This window comes from Massilia sp. CFBP9012 (assembly GCF_034045115.1).
Taxonomy (GTDB): domain Bacteria; phylum Pseudomonadota; class Gammaproteobacteria; order Burkholderiales; family Burkholderiaceae_D; genus Telluria.
Map to the genome: position 1 here is coordinate 346,747 of NZ_JAXCWM010000002.1, position 17,941 is coordinate 364,687.

The 17,941-nt window shown below is 66.0% G+C and carries 19 protein-coding genes; 9 read left to right on the forward strand and 10 right to left on the reverse strand.

Annotation, left to right across the window (positions count from 1 at the left end):
* Position 1 precedes the first annotated feature (1 nt).
* From SOM61_RS04220 to SOM61_RS04235, 4 genes are all read right to left on the reverse strand, one after another.
* Complete coding sequence (locus SOM61_RS04220) at positions 2–1,000, reverse strand: polyprenyl synthetase family protein (protein WP_320472936.1); 999 nt, start codon at positions 998–1,000, stop codon at positions 2–4.
* Between the two features lie 206 nt (positions 1,001–1,206).
* A complete protein-coding gene (locus tag SOM61_RS04225; RefSeq protein ID WP_320472937.1) occupies positions 1,207–2,115 on the reverse strand; it encodes a LysR family transcriptional regulator in 909 nt (302 codons plus the stop codon).
* Positions 2,116–2,130: 15 nt separating this feature from the next.
* Positions 2,131–3,048, reverse strand: coding sequence for a pseudouridine-5'-phosphate glycosidase (locus SOM61_RS04230; RefSeq protein ID WP_320472938.1), 918 nt, complete (start codon positions 3,046–3,048; stop codon positions 2,131–2,133).
* 14 nt (positions 3,049–3,062) lie between these two features.
* Complete coding sequence (locus SOM61_RS04235; RefSeq protein ID WP_320472939.1) at positions 3,063–4,178, reverse strand: carbohydrate kinase; 1,116 nt, start codon at positions 4,176–4,178, stop codon at positions 3,063–3,065.
* 287 nt (positions 4,179–4,465) lie between these two features.
* Between SOM61_RS04235 and xapA the strand changes: the two genes are divergently transcribed.
* The 7 genes from xapA to SOM61_RS04270 all read left to right on the forward strand — a co-directional run bounded on the left by xapA (position 4,466) and on the right by SOM61_RS04270 (position 12,158).
* Positions 4,466–5,302 carry a xanthosine phosphorylase gene (gene xapA / locus SOM61_RS04240; protein WP_320472940.1) on the forward strand — a complete coding sequence of 279 codons (837 nt, stop codon included), beginning with the start codon at positions 4,466–4,468 and terminating at the stop codon, positions 5,300–5,302.
* Between the two features lie 35 nt (positions 5,303–5,337).
* On the forward strand, positions 5,338–6,531 hold the full coding sequence (locus tag SOM61_RS04245; RefSeq protein ID WP_320472941.1) for a phosphopentomutase: 1,194 nt from the start codon (positions 5,338–5,340) through the stop codon (positions 6,529–6,531).
* Positions 6,528–7,484 carry a deoxyribose-phosphate aldolase gene (gene deoC, locus SOM61_RS04250; RefSeq protein ID WP_320472942.1) on the forward strand — a complete coding sequence of 319 codons (957 nt, stop codon included), beginning with the start codon at positions 6,528–6,530 and terminating at the stop codon, positions 7,482–7,484. The genes SOM61_RS04245 and deoC overlap by 4 nt, the downstream gene beginning before the upstream one ends.
* A gap of 14 nt (positions 7,485–7,498) precedes the next feature.
* Positions 7,499–9,877, forward strand: coding sequence for an aldehyde dehydrogenase family protein (locus SOM61_RS04255; RefSeq protein ID WP_414674926.1), 2,379 nt, complete (start codon positions 7,499–7,501; stop codon positions 9,875–9,877).
* Between the two features lie 139 nt (positions 9,878–10,016).
* Entirely contained in the window at positions 10,017–11,339 is a 1,323-nt protein-coding gene (gene deoA, locus SOM61_RS04260) for a thymidine phosphorylase (protein ID WP_320472943.1), read from the forward strand.
* An 8-nt stretch (positions 11,340–11,347) separates the two neighbouring features.
* Complete coding sequence (locus tag SOM61_RS04265; protein WP_320472944.1) at positions 11,348–11,752, forward strand: cytidine deaminase; 405 nt, start codon at positions 11,348–11,350, stop codon at positions 11,750–11,752.
* Between the two features lie 79 nt (positions 11,753–11,831).
* Positions 11,832–12,158, forward strand: a complete 327-nt coding sequence (locus tag SOM61_RS04270) for a hypothetical protein (RefSeq protein WP_320472945.1) — start codon at positions 11,832–11,834, stop codon at positions 12,156–12,158.
* 48 nt (positions 12,159–12,206) lie between these two features.
* Here the strand turns inward: SOM61_RS04270 and SOM61_RS04275 are convergent, their stop codons facing one another.
* Together SOM61_RS04275 and SOM61_RS04280 are read right to left on the reverse strand one after the other, a co-directional pair.
* Complete coding sequence (locus SOM61_RS04275) at positions 12,207–12,743, reverse strand: DUF2058 domain-containing protein (RefSeq protein ID WP_320472946.1); 537 nt, start codon at positions 12,741–12,743, stop codon at positions 12,207–12,209.
* Between the two features lie 76 nt (positions 12,744–12,819).
* Positions 12,820–13,230 carry a VOC family protein gene (locus SOM61_RS04280; protein ID WP_320472947.1) on the reverse strand — a complete coding sequence of 137 codons (411 nt, stop codon included), beginning with the start codon at positions 13,228–13,230 and terminating at the stop codon, positions 12,820–12,822.
* A gap of 121 nt (positions 13,231–13,351) precedes the next feature.
* Here SOM61_RS04280 and SOM61_RS04285 point away from each other — a divergent pair, with 121 nt between their 5' ends.
* On the forward strand, positions 13,352–14,047 hold the full coding sequence (locus tag SOM61_RS04285; protein ID WP_320472948.1) for a DUF2076 family protein: 696 nt from the start codon (positions 13,352–13,354) through the stop codon (positions 14,045–14,047).
* On the opposite strand, the gene chrA is transcribed toward SOM61_RS04285, so the two are convergent.
* Entirely contained in the window at positions 14,044–15,264 is a 1,221-nt protein-coding gene (gene chrA, locus SOM61_RS04290; RefSeq protein WP_320472949.1) for a chromate efflux transporter, read from the reverse strand. The genes SOM61_RS04285 and chrA overlap by 4 nt on opposite strands.
* 110 nt (positions 15,265–15,374) lie before the next feature.
* Between chrA and SOM61_RS04295 the strand changes: the two genes are divergently transcribed.
* On the forward strand, positions 15,375–15,917 hold the full coding sequence (locus SOM61_RS04295) for a gamma carbonic anhydrase family protein (protein WP_320472950.1): 543 nt from the start codon (positions 15,375–15,377) through the stop codon (positions 15,915–15,917).
* 6 nt (positions 15,918–15,923) lie between these two features.
* Here SOM61_RS04295 and SOM61_RS04300 read toward each other — a convergent pair whose 3' ends face one another.
* Genes SOM61_RS04300 through SOM61_RS04310 form a run of 3 tightly spaced genes read right to left on the reverse strand, consistent with a single transcriptional unit; the run spans position 15,924 to position 17,885 of the window.
* Positions 15,924–16,706 (reverse strand): LytR/AlgR family response regulator transcription factor, encoded by a 783-nt coding sequence (locus tag SOM61_RS04300; RefSeq protein WP_320472951.1) that lies wholly within the window; start codon positions 16,704–16,706, stop codon positions 15,924–15,926.
* A complete protein-coding gene (locus SOM61_RS04305; RefSeq protein WP_320472952.1) occupies positions 16,706–17,602 on the reverse strand; it encodes a sensor histidine kinase in 897 nt (298 codons plus the stop codon). The genes SOM61_RS04300 and SOM61_RS04305 overlap by 1 nt, the downstream gene beginning before the upstream one ends.
* 4 nt (positions 17,603–17,606) lie before the next feature.
* A complete protein-coding gene (locus SOM61_RS04310; RefSeq protein ID WP_123071649.1) occupies positions 17,607–17,885 on the reverse strand; it encodes a hypothetical protein in 279 nt (92 codons plus the stop codon).
* Between the last annotated feature and the right edge of the window lie 56 nt (positions 17,886–17,941).

Genomic DNA, 17,941 nt, shown 5'->3' on the forward strand with positions numbered 1-17,941 from the left:
CTCAGGAGAGGCGCAGCTCGGCCAGGTGCGCGCCGGGACGCAGCTCGCGCGCCTTGGCCAGCTCGGGCGCGAAGCGCTTGCCCTTGCTTTCTTTCGCGAACAGCGCGCCGACGAAGCGGCGCGTGCGGCCATGGGCGCCGACGGCGGCGCCAAGGCAGCGGTCGGCTTCGACCAGGCAGGCCGCCAGTCGGCGCTGGGCTTCGTCGCGGCCCAGCGTGTTGATCAGCGTGGCCTTGCCGACGTCCTTGCCGGTGTCCTTGCCCGTGATGGCGCTGTCGTTGCCGGCGCCGTCGAGGAAGTCGTCCTTGATCTGGAAGGCCTGGCCGGCCGCCAGCGCGAAGGCGCGCAGCTGCTGCGCAACCGACTCGTCGGCATGGCAGACGATGCAGGCCATGTCGACGGCAACGCCCAGCAGCAGGCCGGTCTTGAGTTCATTGGTGGTGGCGATCGCCTCGGGCGAACGCGCGCCGCCGTGCAGGTCTTCGAACTGGCCGCGCACCAGGCCCTGGTCGCCGACCGTCTGCGCGAGCGTCGCGACCAGGCGCGCGCGGGTGGCGGGGGCGATGTCCTGGGCTTGCGACAGCACGCCGAAGGCGCGGCTGAGCAGGGCCACCGAAGCGAGGATGGCGACGTCTTCGCCATACTGGATGTGGATCGCGGGCTTGCCGCGGCGCAGGCTGGCGTCGTCCATGCACGGCAGGTCGTCGAGGATCAGCGACGCCGCGTGCACCAGTTCGACTGCGCAGGCGACGTCGATCAGGGCGGGCGATTTGCAGCCGAGGTCACGCGCGACCAGCATCAGGAGCAGCGGACGCATGCGCTTGCCGGCGCTGAGCGCGGACGAGCGCATGGCCTTGGTGAGCCGGTCGTGGGGGCCACTGGACAGCAGCTGGTCGATCCGTTCGTCCACCGCCCGGCGCAGCGATGCGATGTCATCGAAGGCGGCGTCGTCGCCCGGTTCCACGCCGATCCCATCGTACCGCCGCGTCGCTGTAGTCATACGGAATCCTGTAGAAATAGATGAACTTGATAACCATCATACCGGAGGCAAAGTTGAGAAATAGTTAATTGAACTCAATCGTGCGGGGGTTTCTTGCGCAAAAAATGCGCAATTTACGCCAGGAAATGTGGAACGACGGTACAAAAACGGTTCAGCCCGCATCGGCGGGCCGAATTCGCGCAAAACGAGGAAATATCCAGCGGCCGTCAGGCCGGCTGTTCTTCGGGGAACAGGATCTTGAGGAAGGCGCGCACGACCGGCGCATCGTCTTGCGCCGGGTAGCTGATGTACAGGTTGGCCGATGGCGCGTGGGCGTGGATCGGCAGGAAGCGCACGCCCGGCCAGCCGATGCGGCTGGTGGTCTCCGGCATCAGGGCCACGCCCAGGCCGGCGCCGACCATGGCCAGCAGGGTTTGCGGTTCGGCCGCCTCCTGGAAGACGGTCGGCTGGAAGCCGGCGTTCACGCAGCACCCGATCAGATAGCGCGGCTCGGCCGACTGGTCCAGGTGCAGGGTCAGCATCGGTTCGCCCGCGATCTCGGGCAGGGCGATGGAATCGCGTTCGGCCAGCGGATGGCGGGCATTGACCGCCACGCAGAACTGCTCCTTGAAGCATAGCTCCTGGCGCAGGTTGGCCTGCTTGAGTACGTCCTGCTCGATGCGCGGCTCGCGCCAGAAGCCGACGTCGATCTGCTTGCTGCGCAGCGCTTCCCACTGGTCGTTCGGGCCCAGCTCGTGGATGGTCCAGGTCACGCGCGGAAACTGGCTCTGGAACTGCTCCAACAGGCCGGGGATGGGGCCCCACATCGCCGAGCCGACGATGCCGACCCGCAACCGCCCGACCTCGCCGCGGTCGATCTGGCGGATCGTGTCGATGGTCATGCGCATCTTGCCCAGCAGCTCGGCCGCCTCGACCATCAGCGCGCGGCCGGCCACGGTCAGCTCGAAGCTGCGCGTGGTGCGGGTGAACAGCTTCACCCCCAGCTCGCTCTCGAGCTTCATGATCTGCTGCGACAGCGGCGGCTGCGAGATGTGCAGGCGCTCGGCGGCGCGGCTGAAGCTTTTTTCTTCGGCTACCGCCAGGAAGTATTTGAGCTGTTTCAGGTCGATCGACATGGCGGCCCGGTCTGGTCAGGCGGCCTTGTGGTGCAGCGCCGCCGCCAGGCGCGCGCCGACCAGGGCGTTGTGCTTGACCAGCGCGATATTGGTGGCCAGGCTGCGCCCGCCCGTCAGCTCCTTGATGCGGGCCAGCAGGAAGGGCGTGACCTGCTTGCCGGTCACGGCCTGCTGCTGCGCCTCTTGCAGGGCCTGGTGGATGATGGCGTCGATCTCGTCGGGCGCCATCGCCGATTCGGCCGGCACCGGATTGCTGACCACCACGCCGCCCTTCAGGCCGAGCTGCCACTTGGTGCGGATGAAGGAGGCCTGTTCCTCGGGCGAATCGAGCTGAAAGTCGGCCTTGAAGCCGCTGTCGCGCGTGAAGAAGGCGGGGAAGCCCGGCTGGCCGACGGCCAGCACCGGCACGCCGTGGGTCTCGAGGTATTCGAGCGTCAGGCCGATGTCGAGGATCGACTTCACGCCGGCGCACACCACGGCCACGCTGGTCTGGGCCAGCTCCTGCAGGTCGGCCGAGATGTCGAAGCTGGTTTCGGCGCCGCGGTGCACGCCGCCGATGCCGCCGGTGACGAAGACCTCGATGCCGGCCAGTTGGGCGCAGATCATGGTGGCGGCGACGGTGGTCGCGCCCAGGCGGCCCTGCGCCAGCACGTAGGGCAGGTCGCGGCGGCTGACCTTGATGGCGTCCGGCGAGGAACCCAGGGTCTCGAGCTGGTCTTCCGACAGGCCGACGCAGATCTTGCCTTTGATGATGGCGATGGTGGCCGGCACGGCGCCGGCGTCGCGGATGACCTGCTCGACTTCGCGCGCGGTGTGCACGTTCTGCGGGTAGGGCATGCCGTGCGAGATGATGGTCGATTCGAGGGCGACGATCGGCTTGCCGGCGGTGCGGGCGGCTGCCACTTCGGGCGAAAACAGGAGGAAGGATTGCATGGTCGAGTCTTTATTCAGTCGGTAACGATGTCCTGGACCGGGGCGTCGAACAGGCCCGGGGCCAGTTGCGGGCAGACGGTCTGCGCGCAGGCGATGGTCATGGCGGCCAGCATCTGGCCGCGGCGGCAGGCCGGTTCCAGGTTTGGTTCGGGCTGGCCGCTGTACAGGGTCCAGCAGACGGCGGCGGCGAAAGCGTCGCCGGCGCCAGTGACGTCGACCAAGTCCACGGCATCGACGGCTTGTCCTTCAAGCGCTTGCATGCCGGTGGCGGTCGTGAACATGACGCCCAGGGAGCCGCGTGTGACGATCACGTCCTGGACGCCGGCGCGCCGCAGTTCGGCGCAGGCCGCGGCGATGTCGGCGTCGGTCTCCAGCGGCCGGCCGACGCGGGCCGCCAGTTCGCCCACGTTCAGGATCAGCAGGCGCAGGCCGGTCAGGTCGCGCGGCAGGCGATCGATCTTCGGTTCCGAGACGGCGACGACCACCATCGGTACGCCGTCGCGCCGGCTGCCCTCGAGCAGGGCGGCGACCGCGTCGCGCGGCAGGTTCAGGTCGGCGACGATCAGGGCGGCGCCGGCGCGCTGCTGTTCGCGGGTCGACAGGAAATCGGGCGTGAGCGATTCGTTGATCTCCATGTCGGCCAGCGCCACGCGCATGTCGCCATCCTCGTCGAGCACCGCGGTATAGGTGCCGCTGGCGGCGCCGTCCACGCGCAGCGCGCCGCGGGTATCGATGCCGGTTTCGTCGGCGTAGGAGAGCAGGGCGCGGCCGGACGAGTCGCCGCCGACTGCCGTGACCAGCGCCGTGGGGACGCCCAGGCGCGCCAGGTTTTCGGCGATATTGCGCGCCACGCCGCCGAAGGATTCGGTCTGGCGCGCCGGGTTCGAGGTGCCGAGCGCCAGCCTGGCCGTCGTGCGCAGCTTGCGATCGAGGTTGGCGGCGCCGATGCATAGCACCGGCCGGTGGTCGGGCAGCACGTAGGCGCGGCCGAGGATGCGGCGCTCGCGCACCAGGGTGGCGATGTAGTTGGCGACCGCGGAGCGCGACAGGCCGAGATGGCCGGCCAGGTCTTGCTGCGAGATGAAGGGGTTGGAACGGATCAGCTCGTATAACTGTTCTTTTTTCGGCATCGCGTTCGTATGCGCTGTCAGGCGCCAAGGACAATTGTTTTATAATGCTAGACAATTGTTTTAAGCCTGTCAACGAATCTTTCCCCCAGTGTAAGCAGCTCTGTGGTGCTTCGCGTGATTTATCTATAAAAGATATAAATCGGGAAGAAAAAGTGTATTTGCCATACATATCGGCATTCATGCATAGTTATAATATCCAGTTGTCCAAATGCGCCGCACTCGCGTGCGTTGGGCACTTGCCTCTCTCATCCGCGACCCACATCACCCAGTTTTCAACAAGGAATATCATGTCCAGCAATACCCCATTCGAAGCCGCCGACATCATCCGCGCCCGCAAGCCGGGTTTCGCCCCGCGTGTGGCGCTGATCCTCGGTTCCGGACTGGGCGTGCTGGCCGAACAACTGGTCGATGCGGTGTCGATCGGCTATGCCGACCTGCCGGGCTTCCCGATCTCCACCGTGCACGGCCATGCCGGCGAACTGGTGCTGGGCACCCTGGCCGGCGTGCCGGTCGCCTGCATGAAGGGTCGCGGCCACTTCTATGAAGGCTATGGCCCGGGCGTGATGACCTCGGCCATCCGCACGCTCAAGGAAATCGGCTGCGAACTGCTGTTCGTCACCAATGCCGCCGGCTCGCTGCGCGTGGAAGCCGACGCCGGCAGCCTGGTCGCGATCACCGACCACATCAACTTCCTGCCGGGCAGCCCGATGTCCGGCCCGAACGACGAACGCTTCGGCCCGCGCTTCTTCAGCATGTCCAACGCCTATGACGCGCAGACCCGCGAGCAGGTGAAGGCCGTCGCCGCGGAAAAGGGCATCGTCCTGCACGAAGGCGTGTACCTGGCCGCTGCCGGTCCGCACTTCGAGACCGTCGCCGAAATCCGCGCCTTTAAAACGCTGGGCGCCGATGTCGTGGGCATGTCGCTGATCCCTGAAGTGATCGCCGCGCGCCACTGCGGCCTGAAGGTCACCGCCGTCTCGGCCATCACCAACCTGGCCGAAGGCCTGTCGCCGTTCGCGCTGTCGCACGAGCAGACGCTGAAGTACGCGGCGATCGCGGCCAAGGACATGGTCACGCTGATCCACGCCTACATTGATCGCGTCGGTTCGACCCCACGCGCCTGAGCCCTGAATTCCTAGAATCGAAGAAAGCGAAGACCATGTCACGCGCATTCATCCTCCTGCTTGATTCCTTCGGCCTGGGCGCACTGCCCGACGCCGACAAATACGGCGACACGGGCGCCAACACCTTCGGCCACATCGCCGAGTGGGCTGCGAATGAAGGCAAGCCAATGTCGCTGCCGAACCTCGAGAAACTGGGCCTGGCCGCTGCGGCGCATAAAGCCAGCGGCGAATGGGCGCCGGGCTTCGACCTGCGCGACGGTTTTGCTGGCGCCTGGGGCGTCGCCCGCGAACAGTCGACCGGCAAGGACACGCAGAGCGGCCACTGGGAAATTGCCGGCGTGCCGGTGCTGTTCGACTGGGGTTACTTCCCCAAGACCGTGCCGTCGTTCCCGCAAGAGCTGACCGACAAGCTGCAAGAATTGACCGGCGTGCCGGGCTGGCTGGGCAACTGCCACGCCTCGGGCACCACCGTGATCAATGAGCTGGGCGACGAGCACGTCGCCACCGGCAAGCCGATCCTGTACACCTCGGCCGACTCGGTGCTGCAGATCGCGGCGCACGAAGAACACTTCGGCCTGGAGCGCCTGTACGAAGTCTGCGAAGCCGCCTATGAGCTGGTCAAGCCCTACAATATCGGCCGCGTGATCGCGCGTCCTTTCGTGGGCGCCAATGGCGACTACAAGCGCACCGCGAACCGTCACGACTACGCCGTGCCGCCGATCGCGCCGACCCTGCTCGACCATGTGAAAGATGCGGGCGGCGAGATGATCGCACTGGGTAAAATCAGCGATATCTTCGCGGCGCAAGGCGTGACGCGCCTGGTCAAGGGCCCGGACAATATGGCGCTGTTCGACCGCCTGCTGGAAGTCGCCGATGAGGCGGGCGACAAATCGCTCACTTTTGTGAACTTCGTCGACTTCGACATGCACTTCGGCCACCGCCGCGACGTCGCCGGCTATTCGAACGCGCTGCACGAGCTGGATGCGCGCCTGCCGGAATTCATGGCCAAGCTGAAGGACGGCGACCTGGTCGTGATCACCGCCGACCACGGCTGCGACCCGACCGCGCCCGGCTCGGACCACACCCGCGAGCACATCCCGATGATCTTCTTCGGCCCGAACGTCAAGGCGCAGGAACTGCCGACCGCCGACACCTTCTCGAGCATCGGCGCCACCCTGGCCAAACACCTCGGCGTCAAACCACTTTCGAACGGAACCGCACTGCTATGACCCAGCCCCTGGATTTCAAACGTAATGCCGGCATGGCGCTGGACCTGGGCCTGGTGGGCAGCGTCAAGGTCAACCGCAACGCGGCCGACCGCCGCGCCGCCAGCCTGGCGAACCGCCGCACGGTCAAGAAGGAATACCAGGCCGCCTGGCTGGTGCGTGCGATCGAATGCATCGACCTGACCACTCTCGGTGGCGACGACACGCCGGGCCGCGTCGAACGCCTGTGCATGAAGGCGATGCGCCCGCTGCGCGCCGACCTGATGCAAGCCCTGGGCCTCGAGACGCTGACGACCGGCGCGGTCTGCGTGTACCACGAGATGATCACCCCGGCCGTCAAGGTGCTGAACGGCCGCCTGCCGATCGCCGCCGTGTCGACCGCGTTCCCGGCCGGCCTGTCGAGCATGGAAACCAAGGTGCGCGAGATCGAGCTGTCGGTGGCCGCCGGCGCGACCGAGATCGACATCGTCATCACCCGCCAGCACGTGTTGACGGGTAACTGGCAAGCGCTGTACGACGAGATGGTGGCCTACCGCCAGGCTTGCGGCGAAGCGCACGTCAAGGCCATCCTGGCCACCGGCGACCTGGTGACCCTGGAAAACGTGGCCAAGGCTTCGTGGGTCTGCATGATGGCCGGCGCGGACTTCATCAAGACCTCGACCGGCAACGAAGGCGTCAACGCCACCATCCCGGTGTCGCTGGTGATGGTGCGCGCGATTCGCGACTATTACGAATTGACCGGCTTCCAGGTCGGCTACAAGCCGGCCGGCGGCGTCTCGAGCGCCAAGTCGGCGCTGCAATACCTGACCGTGATGAAGGAAGAACTGGGCAACGACTGGCTGCAGCCGCACCTGTTCCGCATCGGCGCTTCCAGCCTGCTGACCGACATCGAGCGCCAGCTGGAGCACTACGTGACCGGCAACTACTCGGCCGCCCATCGCCACGCGCAACCTTAATACCGGACTTCGTCATGCCAACAATCAAAGAGATTCTTAACACCATGGATTACGGTCCTGCACCAGAGAGTACCAAGGAAGCGCTCGCGTGGCTGGACCAGCATGGTCGCCGTTTCGGGCTGTTCATCGACAACGCATGGTCGGACGCCGCCGAGACCTTCGCCACCAATAACCCTGCCGACGGCGGCGAGCTGGCGCAGGTGACGCAAGCGACGCAAGACGACGTCGAACGCGCCGTCGCCGCCGCGCGCCGCGCCCAGCCGGGCTGGGTCGCCCTTGGCGGCCATGGCCGCGCAAAAATCATGTACGCCTTGTCGCGCCTGCTGCAAAAGCATGCGCGCCTGTTCGCGGTGCTTGAAACGCTGGACAACGGCAAGACCATCCGCGAAACCCGCGATGCCGACCTGCCGCTGGCCGCGCGCCACTTCTATCATCACGCCGGCTGGGCGCAATTGCAGTCGGAAGAATTCGCCGACTACCGTGCCGTCGGCGTGGTCGGCCAGATCGTGCCATGGAACTTCCCGCTGCTGATGCTGGCATGGAAGATCGCACCGGCGCTGGCCGCCGGTAACACCGTCGTGTTCAAGCCGGCCGAGTACACGCCGCTGACCGCCTTGCTGTTCGCCGAGATCTGCCAGCGCGCCGGCGTGCCGGCCGGCGTCGTCAATATCGTTACCGGCGACGGCCGCGTGGGCGAAGCCATCGTGAATCACCCTGGCATCGACAAGATCGCCTTTACCGGCTCGACCGAAGTCGGCCGCCTGATCCGCAAGGCCACCGCCGGCAGCGGCAAGAAGCTGTCGCTGGAGTTGGGCGGAAAATCCCCCTTCATCGTGTTCGACGACGCCGACCTGGATGCGGCGGTCGAAGGCCTGGTCGATTCGATCTGGTTCAACCAGGGGCAGGTGTGCTGCGCCGGTTCACGCCTCCTGGTGCAGGAATCGGTGTATGAGCGCTTCATCGGTAAGGTGAAGACGCGCATGCAGAACCTGCGCGTCGGCTCGCCGCTCGATAAATCGAACGATATCGGCGCGCTGGTCGATCCGGTGCAGCAGCAGCGCATCCACGGCCTCGTGGAATCGGCGCGTGCCGAAGGTTGCGAAGTGTGGCAGCCGAATGTGGAACTGGCGACGACCGGTTCGTGGTATCTGCCGACCCTGATCACGGGCGCTTCGACATCAAACGCCGTGGCCCAGGCTGAAATCTTTGGCCCAGTCTTGGTGGCGATGAGCTTCCGCACCCCGGCCGAAGCCGTTCAATTGGCCAACAACACCGTGTACGGCCTGGCGGCCTGCGTGTGGAGCGAGTCGATCAGCCTGGCGCTGGACGTGGTCCCGCAGATCAAGGCCGGCGTGGTGTGGATCAACACCGCGAACCAGTTCGATGCAGCCTGCGGCTTCGGCGGCTACAAGGAGTCGGGTTATGGCCGCGAAGGCGGCAAAGAGGGCATGTACGAGTACCTGACGCCGCTGGCGGAAGATGCGCGTCCATCGGCGCCGGTCGTGGCCGACAAAGCCAAGGCCAAGCCGGCGCAGGAAGACAGCCCGTTCGCGGTCGATCGCACCGCCAAGCTGTACATCGGCGGCAAGCAGGTGCGACCTGACAGTGGATATAGCGATTCCTATTTTAGCCCCGATGGAGAGTTCATCGCGGATGTCGCCTCGGGTAGCCGCAAGGACATCCGCAACGCCGTGGAAGCGGCGCACAAGGCCGCCGGCTGGACCCGCGCGACCGCGCACAACCGCGCGCAGGTGCTGTACTACATTGCCGAGAACCTGGCGATCCGTGCCGACGAATTCGCCCAGCGCATCGCGCAGCAGACCGGTTCGAAGGACGCAGCGCGCGAGGTGCAAGCCTCGATCGAGCGCCTGTTCTACTGGGCGGCGTGGGCCGACAAATACGACGGCGCGGCGCACCAGCCGCCGATGCACGGCATCACCGTGGCGCTGAACGAAGCGGTCGGCGTGATCGGCATCGTGTGCCCGAACGAGAACCCGCTGCTGGGCTTCATCTCGCTGGTGGCGCCGGCGCTGGCGCTGGGCAACCGCGTGGTGGCGGTGCCGTCGGAGCAGCATCCGTTATCAAGCATCGACCTGTACCAGGTGCTGGATACCTCGGACCTGCCGGGCGGCGCGCTGAATATCGTCACCGGGTCAAGCGACGAGCTGGCGCGCACGCTGGCGACGCATGGCGATATCGATGCGGTGTGGCGTCATGACGGATCAAAGGAAGGCTGCGCGGAAGTCGAGCGTTTGTCGGCCGACTCGCTCAAGCGTACCTGGACTGGCGGCGCCAAGGGCCGCGATTGGTTCGATCCGAAGCAGGCCTGCGGCCGCACGGTGCTGCAGCATGCGAGCCAGGTCAAGAATGTCTGGATTCCGTACGGCGTGTAATTAAACAGCCCGGAACCTCAAACCCCCGTCATTCCCGCGCAGGCGGGAATCCAAGTCGTTCGCGTTACGCTAGCTCACTTGGATTCCCGCCTTCGCGGGAATGACGTTTTGAAGCTAACATTTGATAGAAACGTTCACTATGTTCCTCCCCCAAGAAATCGTCCGCAAGAAGCGCGACGGTGGCGTCCTTTCCGCCGAAGAGATCGGGTTCTTCGTGCGTGGCATCCCTGACGGCAGCGTCACCGAAGGCCAGATCGCAGCATTCGCGATGGCGGTCTACTTCAACGACATGACGATGGACGAACGCGTCGCCTTCACCCTGGCGATGCGCGACTCGGGCCAGGTCATGGAATGGAAATCCCTGAACCTGCCCGGCCCGGTGGTCGACAAGCACTCGACCGGCGGCGTCGGCGACGTGGTGTCGCTGATGCTGGGACCGATGATCGCGGCCTGCGGCGGTTTCGTGCCGATGATCTCGGGCCGTGGCCTGGGCCACACCGGCGGTACGCTCGACAAGTTCGATTCGATCCCGGGCTACAGCACGGTGCCGGAACCGGAAAAATTCCGCCAGGTGGTGCAGGACGTGGGCGTGGCCATCATCGGCCAGACCGCCCAGCTGGCGCCGGCCGACAAGCGTTTCTACAGCATCCGCGACACCACGGCGACCGTGGAATCGGTGGCCATGATCACCGGTTCGATCCTGTCCAAGAAGCTGTCGGCGGGCCTGGACGCGCTGGTGATGGACGTGAAGGTCGGCAGCGGCGCCTTCATGCCGACCCCGCAAAAATCGCTGGAGCTGGCCGAATCGATCGTCAACGTCGGCAACGGCGCCGGCACCCGCACCTCGGCCATCCTGACAGGCATGAACGAATCGCTGTGCCACGCCGCCGGCAATGCCGTCGAAGTGCGCGTCGCGATCGACTACCTGAGCGGCAAATCGCGCCCAGCGCGCCTGCACGAAGTGACGATGGCGCTGTGCGCCGAGATGCTCGTCATCTCCGGCCTGGCGTCGAGCGAGCAGGAAGCGCGCGCCAAGCTGCAGGCAGCCCTCGATTCGGGCGAAGCCGCCGAGCGTTTCGCACGCATGGTCAGCGCCCTGGGCGGCCCGGCCGACCTGATGGACAAGCCCGACGCACACCTGGAAACGGCGCCGGTCATCGTTCCCGCGCCTGCGCTGCAGGCCGGCTATGCGAGCGCGGTCGACACCCGCGAACTGGGCCTGGCCGTGGTGGCGCTGGGCGGTGGCCGCGTGCGTCCGCAGGATGCGATCGACTTCGCCGTCGGCCTTACCGGCCTGGTGGAACTGGGCGACGCAATCGCCGTCGGCCAGCCGCTGGCGATGGTGCATGCACGCAGCCAGCAGGCGGCCGAGCAGGCCATCGGCCAGGTGCAGGCCGCCTACCGTATCGCCCTCGATAAGCCGGCCGTCGAGCCGATGATCCACCGCACCGTTCGTCCGTGAGCCACACCATGAAATACGCGAAACTGATCGATGAGGCGCGCGCCGCGCGCGAGCTGGCCTATGCCCCCTACTCGAAGTTCAAGGTGGGCGCCGCGCTGGAGTGCAGGGATGGCCGCATCTTCCGCGGCTGTAATGTGGAGAACGCCGCCTACGGCCTGTGCAACTGTGCCGAGCGCACCGCCTTGTTCAGCGCCATCGCCAGCGGCTACCAACCGGGCGATTTCGCGGCCCTGGCCGTGATCGGCCAGACCGAAGGCCCGATCGCGCCCTGCGGCGCCTGCCGCCAGGTGATCCTCGAGTTGGGCGGCAACGAATTGCCGGTGGTGCTGACCAACCTGGACGGCGATGTATTCGAGACCACCGCGGCGGCGCAGTTGCCGAATGCCTTCGGGGGCCGTGACCTGGGAGTGTAAGCAGGCCTTGTGATCCGGGATTCGGGCACCACTGTGATGACATGCGTATATGCTTGACCTGGAATTGGAGGTAGTAGCCATGAAGAAAGTCATCGTGCTGTTGAGTGGTGTGATCATCGCGGCGAGCGCCGCAGCCCAGGCGGACAAGACGGGTTCGAACACCACTCAGGTTGAAAGGACGGGAACCGTCGATCGGCAGATCCCGGCCAATACCGACCGCGACAAGCGGGAGAACCCGGCCGCAGAAGGGCCGGAAAGCGCGAACATCGTGGACCCTGACTTCCAGGGCAGCAGCAAGCAGGAGACGACCGCATCCGGCCTGGGGCAGCCGAAGAAGGAAGGCGAGCGGTCTTCGAAGAAGACCGGTTCGGACGTGCAGGACGTTGAAAACAAGACGAAGCAATAAGCGTTCGTCTGGCGGCCTCGTCTGGATATCGGCGGGGCCGCCTTTTGATTACCACATCAGATCGTCCGGAATCTTGAAATCCGCGTACGGATCGTCTTCTTCCGCTTCCTGCACCTTCTTCTTGACCTGGACCACGATCGAGGCATCGCGCTGGGCGATCTTTTCGCCGATCACGCGCGGCACCAGCTCGAAGCTGCCATTCATGTGGACGATCACCAGGCGTCCCGCCACCAAATGCTCGACGATCTGCGACGTCACGTGGATGCGCTCGATCTTGGTGCCGAAGGTAAAGTTGTAGGGCACGTCGCCCTTGCCCTTCGATTGCTTGTTCTGCTGCACCAGCTGGGCGATCTGCGCCAGGATGGCTTTCTGGGCGGCGTCGGCGTCGCGCTGGGCGTTCAGCTCGCGCGCACGCTCCGCGTTCTTGCGCTGCATCTCGAGCGCCGCTTCACGCGATTGGTTAACCTTTTCCACGCCGGTACGCAACACTTCCTTGTGTTGCTTGCTCTTGTCCTGGTTGACCTGCTTGACCTTCTTCTTGTCGACCAGGCCGGCTTTCAGTAACTGCTCTTGCAGCGAGACCATGTTGTGCTTCCTTGAAATGATGAATGCCGCTCACGGCGCCAGCCGATAGCATAGCAACAAGCGCAGCGGAAAGCGATCAGGACGCCTTCCAGGGATCGTAAGTGCCCACATTCCACACATGGCCCTCGGGATCGCGGCAGGCGAATTCTCGGCCTCCGTAAGGTGCGTCGTCGATGACCTTGACGATGTCGGCGCCACTGTCCACCACCCGTGCGTACACGTCGTCGGCATCATCCACCCGGATCCAGATGGTCTGGGTCTGTAGTCCACCAGTCTTTTGCGGTGTGGTCAGGAGCTGGCCGTAGGCGTCGTCGGCTTCGGTGCCTATCATGACCATGCCGTCGCTGAGCGTCAGTTCGGCATGGCCGACGTCCTTGCCCTTTCCGGGAACCACCAGGCGCTTCTCGAAACCAAGATTGGTGCAGAGCCATTCGATCATGCGCGAGGCGTCGCGATAGCGAAGGCAGGGAACCACGGTCGAGCTCATTGAATCCTCCTGTAGCGGTTGGCGAGAAATTCCATGGTAGCGCAGCTTGACGCAGAACTTGAAATTCCGATGACTGATCCACAACATAGGGGAATACCGTCCATCAGACAGGAGCTCGACAATGAACCCATCCGACGAAAAAACCTTGCAGGACTTCCTCGGCCAGCTCGTCCAGGCCAGGGGCGTCACCAAGGACCCCGATGCCGACGCGCTGATCCAGCGCGCCGTGGCCCAACAGCCGGACGCCGCCTACCTGCTGGTACAGCGCGCGCTGCTGGTGGAGCAGGCGCTGGGCAATGCCAAGGCCCGCATCGCCGAATTGGAGAACCAGGGCGGCAAGGGTGGCGGCGGCTTCCTCGACGCCAATCAGTGGGGCAACTCCGCGCAAGGCCAGCCATCGAATCCCGTCCCGGGCGTCAAGCAGGGGGCGTACCAGCAAAACGGACCGACCGGCTCCGCACCGCAGTCCCAGCCGGCGAAAAGCGGCGGCTTCCTGGGCGGCGCCGGCGGCAGCATGCTGGGCACGGTGGCGGCCACGGCGGCCGGCGTGGCTGCCGGCAGCTTCCTGTTCCACGGTATCGGCAACCTGCTGGGCAATGACGGGCAGGGCGCGTCGAACCATCTGCTGGCGGACAATGCGGCTGAAGGTGGCGCGGCCGAGGCGGCAGGTGGCGGCACGCTGGCCGATCAAGCTGGCATCGGCGCGGTCGACGAACCCGGCGGCGGCCCCGACGACAGCCTGGCCGACAACAACAACGACGACAGCCTGGGTGGTTTCTTCGACGGCGATGGTTCCGATGAAGGGCTGTTCGGCTAGACGGTCGCCAGTAATCCGCCTGCGGCCGCCGACAGGATCACGACGATCCAGGACGGCGCCTTCCACACTGCCAGCAGCATGAAGCCGCCCAGGGCGATGGCCGCATCGCGGATATCGAACACGGCGCCGGTCCATACCGGGTGGTACAGCGCGGCAGCCAGGATGCCGACCACGGCGGCGTTAGCGCCCATCATGGCGCGGCGCGCGGCCGCATGACGCCGAAAGCTATCCCAGAACGGCAAGGTCCCGTAGACCAGCAGCAGGCCGGGAAGGAACAGCCCAAGCAGGGCAAGCGCCGCGCCGGCGGGCGCACCGGCCGTCATGCCGGCCTGTGCGCCGAGGAAGGCGGCAAAGGCAAACACCGGTCCGGGCAGCGCTTGCGCCAGCCCATACCCGGCAAGGAAGGTCTCGCTCGATACCCAGCCGGTGGCCACCGTCTCGGCCTGCAGCATCGGCAGCACGACATGACCGCCGCCGAATACCAGGGCGCCCGAGCGATAGAAGGCGTCGAACAGCGTCAGCGGGCGATATGCCGCCAACCCGGCCAGCAAGGGAAGCGCAAGCAGCAGGAGCGCGAACAGCACCAGCGCCGCCCAGCCGGCCCGGCGGCTGACCGGCATGGACAGTTGGCCAACCGGTTGCGCGACGGTTCCACGGCACAGCCGGTGTCCGGCCAGTGCGCCGACGGCGATGGCGGTCAGCTGCCCGGCCGGCCCGTCGGCCATCACGACGATCCCGATGGCCACGAGCGCAATGGCGATGCGCTGCCGGTCCGGTGTGAGCGTGCGCGCCATGCCCCATACCGCCTGCGCCACCACCGCCACCGCCACCAGCTTGAGACCATGCACGACGCCTGCCGCCGATGGCCCGGCAAGATGCGCGGCGCCCAGCGCGAACGAGAACATCAGCAGCGCCGACGGCAGCGTGAATCCAAGCCAGGCCGCCAGGCCGCCGGCCAGGCCGCCACCGCGCAGCACGCCGAGCGAGAAGCTGACCTGGGTCGACGCGGGCCCGGGCAGGAACTGGCACAGCGCCACCAGGTCGCCGTAGCGCGCCTCGTCGAGCCACGCGCGGCGCAGGACGAACTCGTTGCGATAGTAGCCCAGATGGGCGATCGGGCCGCCGAACGAGGTCAGGCCGAGTCTCAGGAAGATCCAGAAGATGGACCACGCGGAGGAGGCTGGGGCGGCGGCGATGGCGGCGGACTTGGGCGGCATGGGCGGACCGAGGGCAGAAGCGGCCCAGCATAGCAGCAAACGATGTCGCGCCCATGACGCAGCCACAGGATTGCCCAAGCCGGCACAAAGCCGATAAGATGGCGGCCATCATGCCCATCGCTCCCTACCTCGACGCCCTCCCGCAACTCGCCGAAGGCGTCTATCTCCACGCATCGGCCCAGGTCATCGGCAACGTGCGCATCGGCGCCGATTCCTCGGTCTGGTGCAACGCGGTGCTGCGCGGCGACGTCAACGACATCGTCATCGGCAGCTGCACCAATATCCAGGACCTGACGATGGGCCACGTTGCCCACCGCACACCGCACAAGCCGCAGGGCTCGCCCCTGGTCATCGGCGACTACGTCACGGTCGGCCATTCGGTCATCCTGCACGGCTGCCGCATCGGCAACGACTGCCTGATCGGCATGGGCAGCATCGTGATGGACGATGTGGTGGTCGAAGACCTGGTGATCCTGGGCGCAGGCAGCCTGGTCCCGTCGGGCAAGCGCCTGGAAAGCGGATTCCTGTACATGGGGCGCCCGGCCGAGAAGGTGCGTCCGCTGACGGACGACGAAAAGACCTGGCTGCGCTACTCGGCCGAGCACTATGTGCGGGTCAAGGACAATTACCTCAATACGCCGGCGCAGCCCTGAGAGGCTTCACATCTGCTGGAACAGCGCGCCGTGGTTGCGGCTTACTTCCAGCTCTTCGGGATAGCCGCGCAGGCTGAGCATCTGGCGTCCGCGCAGGTCGCGCCGCACCTCCGCGATCGCGTCCACGCGCACCAGGGTCGAGCGGTGGATGCGCCAGAACTCGTCCGGGTCCAGCTCTTCTTCCAGTTCCTTGAGCGTCTTGCGGATCAGGTGCTGGGCGGTGGCGGTCTGCACCCGGGTGTACTTGTCGTCCGACTGGAAGAACAGCACTTCGCGCGTGCTCACCATGCGCAGGCTGTTGCCTGACTGGGCCTGGATCCAGCGCATGTAGGCCGGCTTGGCGGCGGTGGTCCCGTTCTGTACCAGCAACTGGTCGCCCAGCTGCGCAAGACGCGCCAGTTGCGCGCCGATGTCCTGCGGCGTGTGCTCCAGCCGACGGCGCAGGCGCGCCACCGTGGTTTCCAGGCGCGCCAGGGTGACGGGCTTGAGCAGGTAGTCGATGGCGCCCTGCTCGAAGGCCTCGACCGCATACTGGTCGTAGGCGGTGGCGAACACGATGTGGCAGTGCTCGTACATCTGGCGCGCCGCATCGATGCCGCCCATGCCCGGCATGCGGATGTCGAGGAAGGCAATGTCCGGCTTGTGCTCGAGCGCCAGCGCTACCGCTTCGGCGCCGTTGGCTGCCTCGGCCACGATGCGCAGCTCGGGCCACGCCTCGTGCAGGCGGGCGCGCAGTTGGTCGCGCATCGGCGCTTCGTCGTCGGCGATCAGGGCAGTCGGGTGCGCCATCAGCCGTCTTCCGTCATGCGATAGGGCAGGCGGATCGAGACGCAAGCGCCGCCGCCGGGCAGGGCTTCGATCACGAGTTCGGCATCCTTGCCGTACAACAGCGCCAGCCGTTCGCGGATGTTCGCCAGGCCGACGCCGCTGCCGGCATGCAGGTTGAAGCCGACACCGTCGTCGCACACGTCGACGCACAGCGTGGCGCCTTCGACCCGCGCGCGCACCGTGATCGTGCCGCCGGCGACCTTCGGCTCCAGGCCGTGCTTGATCGCGTTCTCGATCAGCGTCTGCAGCATCATCGGCGGGAACGGCGAGCTGCCGAGGAAGTCGGGCACCTCGAAGCGCACCGCCAGCCTTTCCTTCATGCGCGCCTGCATGATCGACAGGTAGGCGCGCGACAGCTCGACCTGCTTGCCCAATGTGCCACCGGCGCCTTTGGTGTTGCGCATCTGCGGCAGCGAGGCGCGCAGGTATTCGATCAGGTGGCCGTGCACGCGCGCCGCTTCCTTCGGATCGGTCTCGATCAACTGGCCGATCAGGGCCAGGGTGTTGAACAGGAAGTGCGGCTCGACCTGGGCCTGGAGCGTGGCCATCTGCGCCTCGGTCAGGCGCCGCTCGAGATTGGCGACGTCGGCCTTGGTCGAGGCGTCGCGCGCCAGCAGTTCGGCGCGGCGCTTGCCGCCGGCCAGTACCTTGACGCCGAACGAGATCAGGATGAACCAGATCGCCGGTTCCGTCAGCTTGACGAACATGCCGGTGACGAACACCAGGAACCAGACCAGGTAGAGCTGGCGCCACTCGATCAGGGCGAGCCAGTCGAAGAAGCGCCACCACAGCACGCCCGCTTCGCGGAAAGCGTCGCGGACGAAGTCGAGTGCGCGGTTGATCTGGGCGGCGGCCATGGTTTTACTCTTGCGTGTAGTGCTTGATGCGGCGCGGCTCGCGGCCGAAGATGGCGATGGCGAGGAATTTGAGCAGCAGCAGGCCGACGAACAGCGCCAGCACGATCGGCACGATGGTGATCAGGGCCGCCAGCACGATCGCGATCACCAGCAGCACTGGCCACGGCATGCGGCGCAGCGAACGGGCGCTGGATTTCGCCAGGCGCCAGGTAGTGCGGCCAGCAACTTCCATATTACGCAGGATCGATTGGAAGCGACTGGTGGGCGTATGAATGGTTTTCATGCGTGCAAGTCCTTTCTAACAGTGATGACCCTACTGTAGGGATGCACCCATGTTAC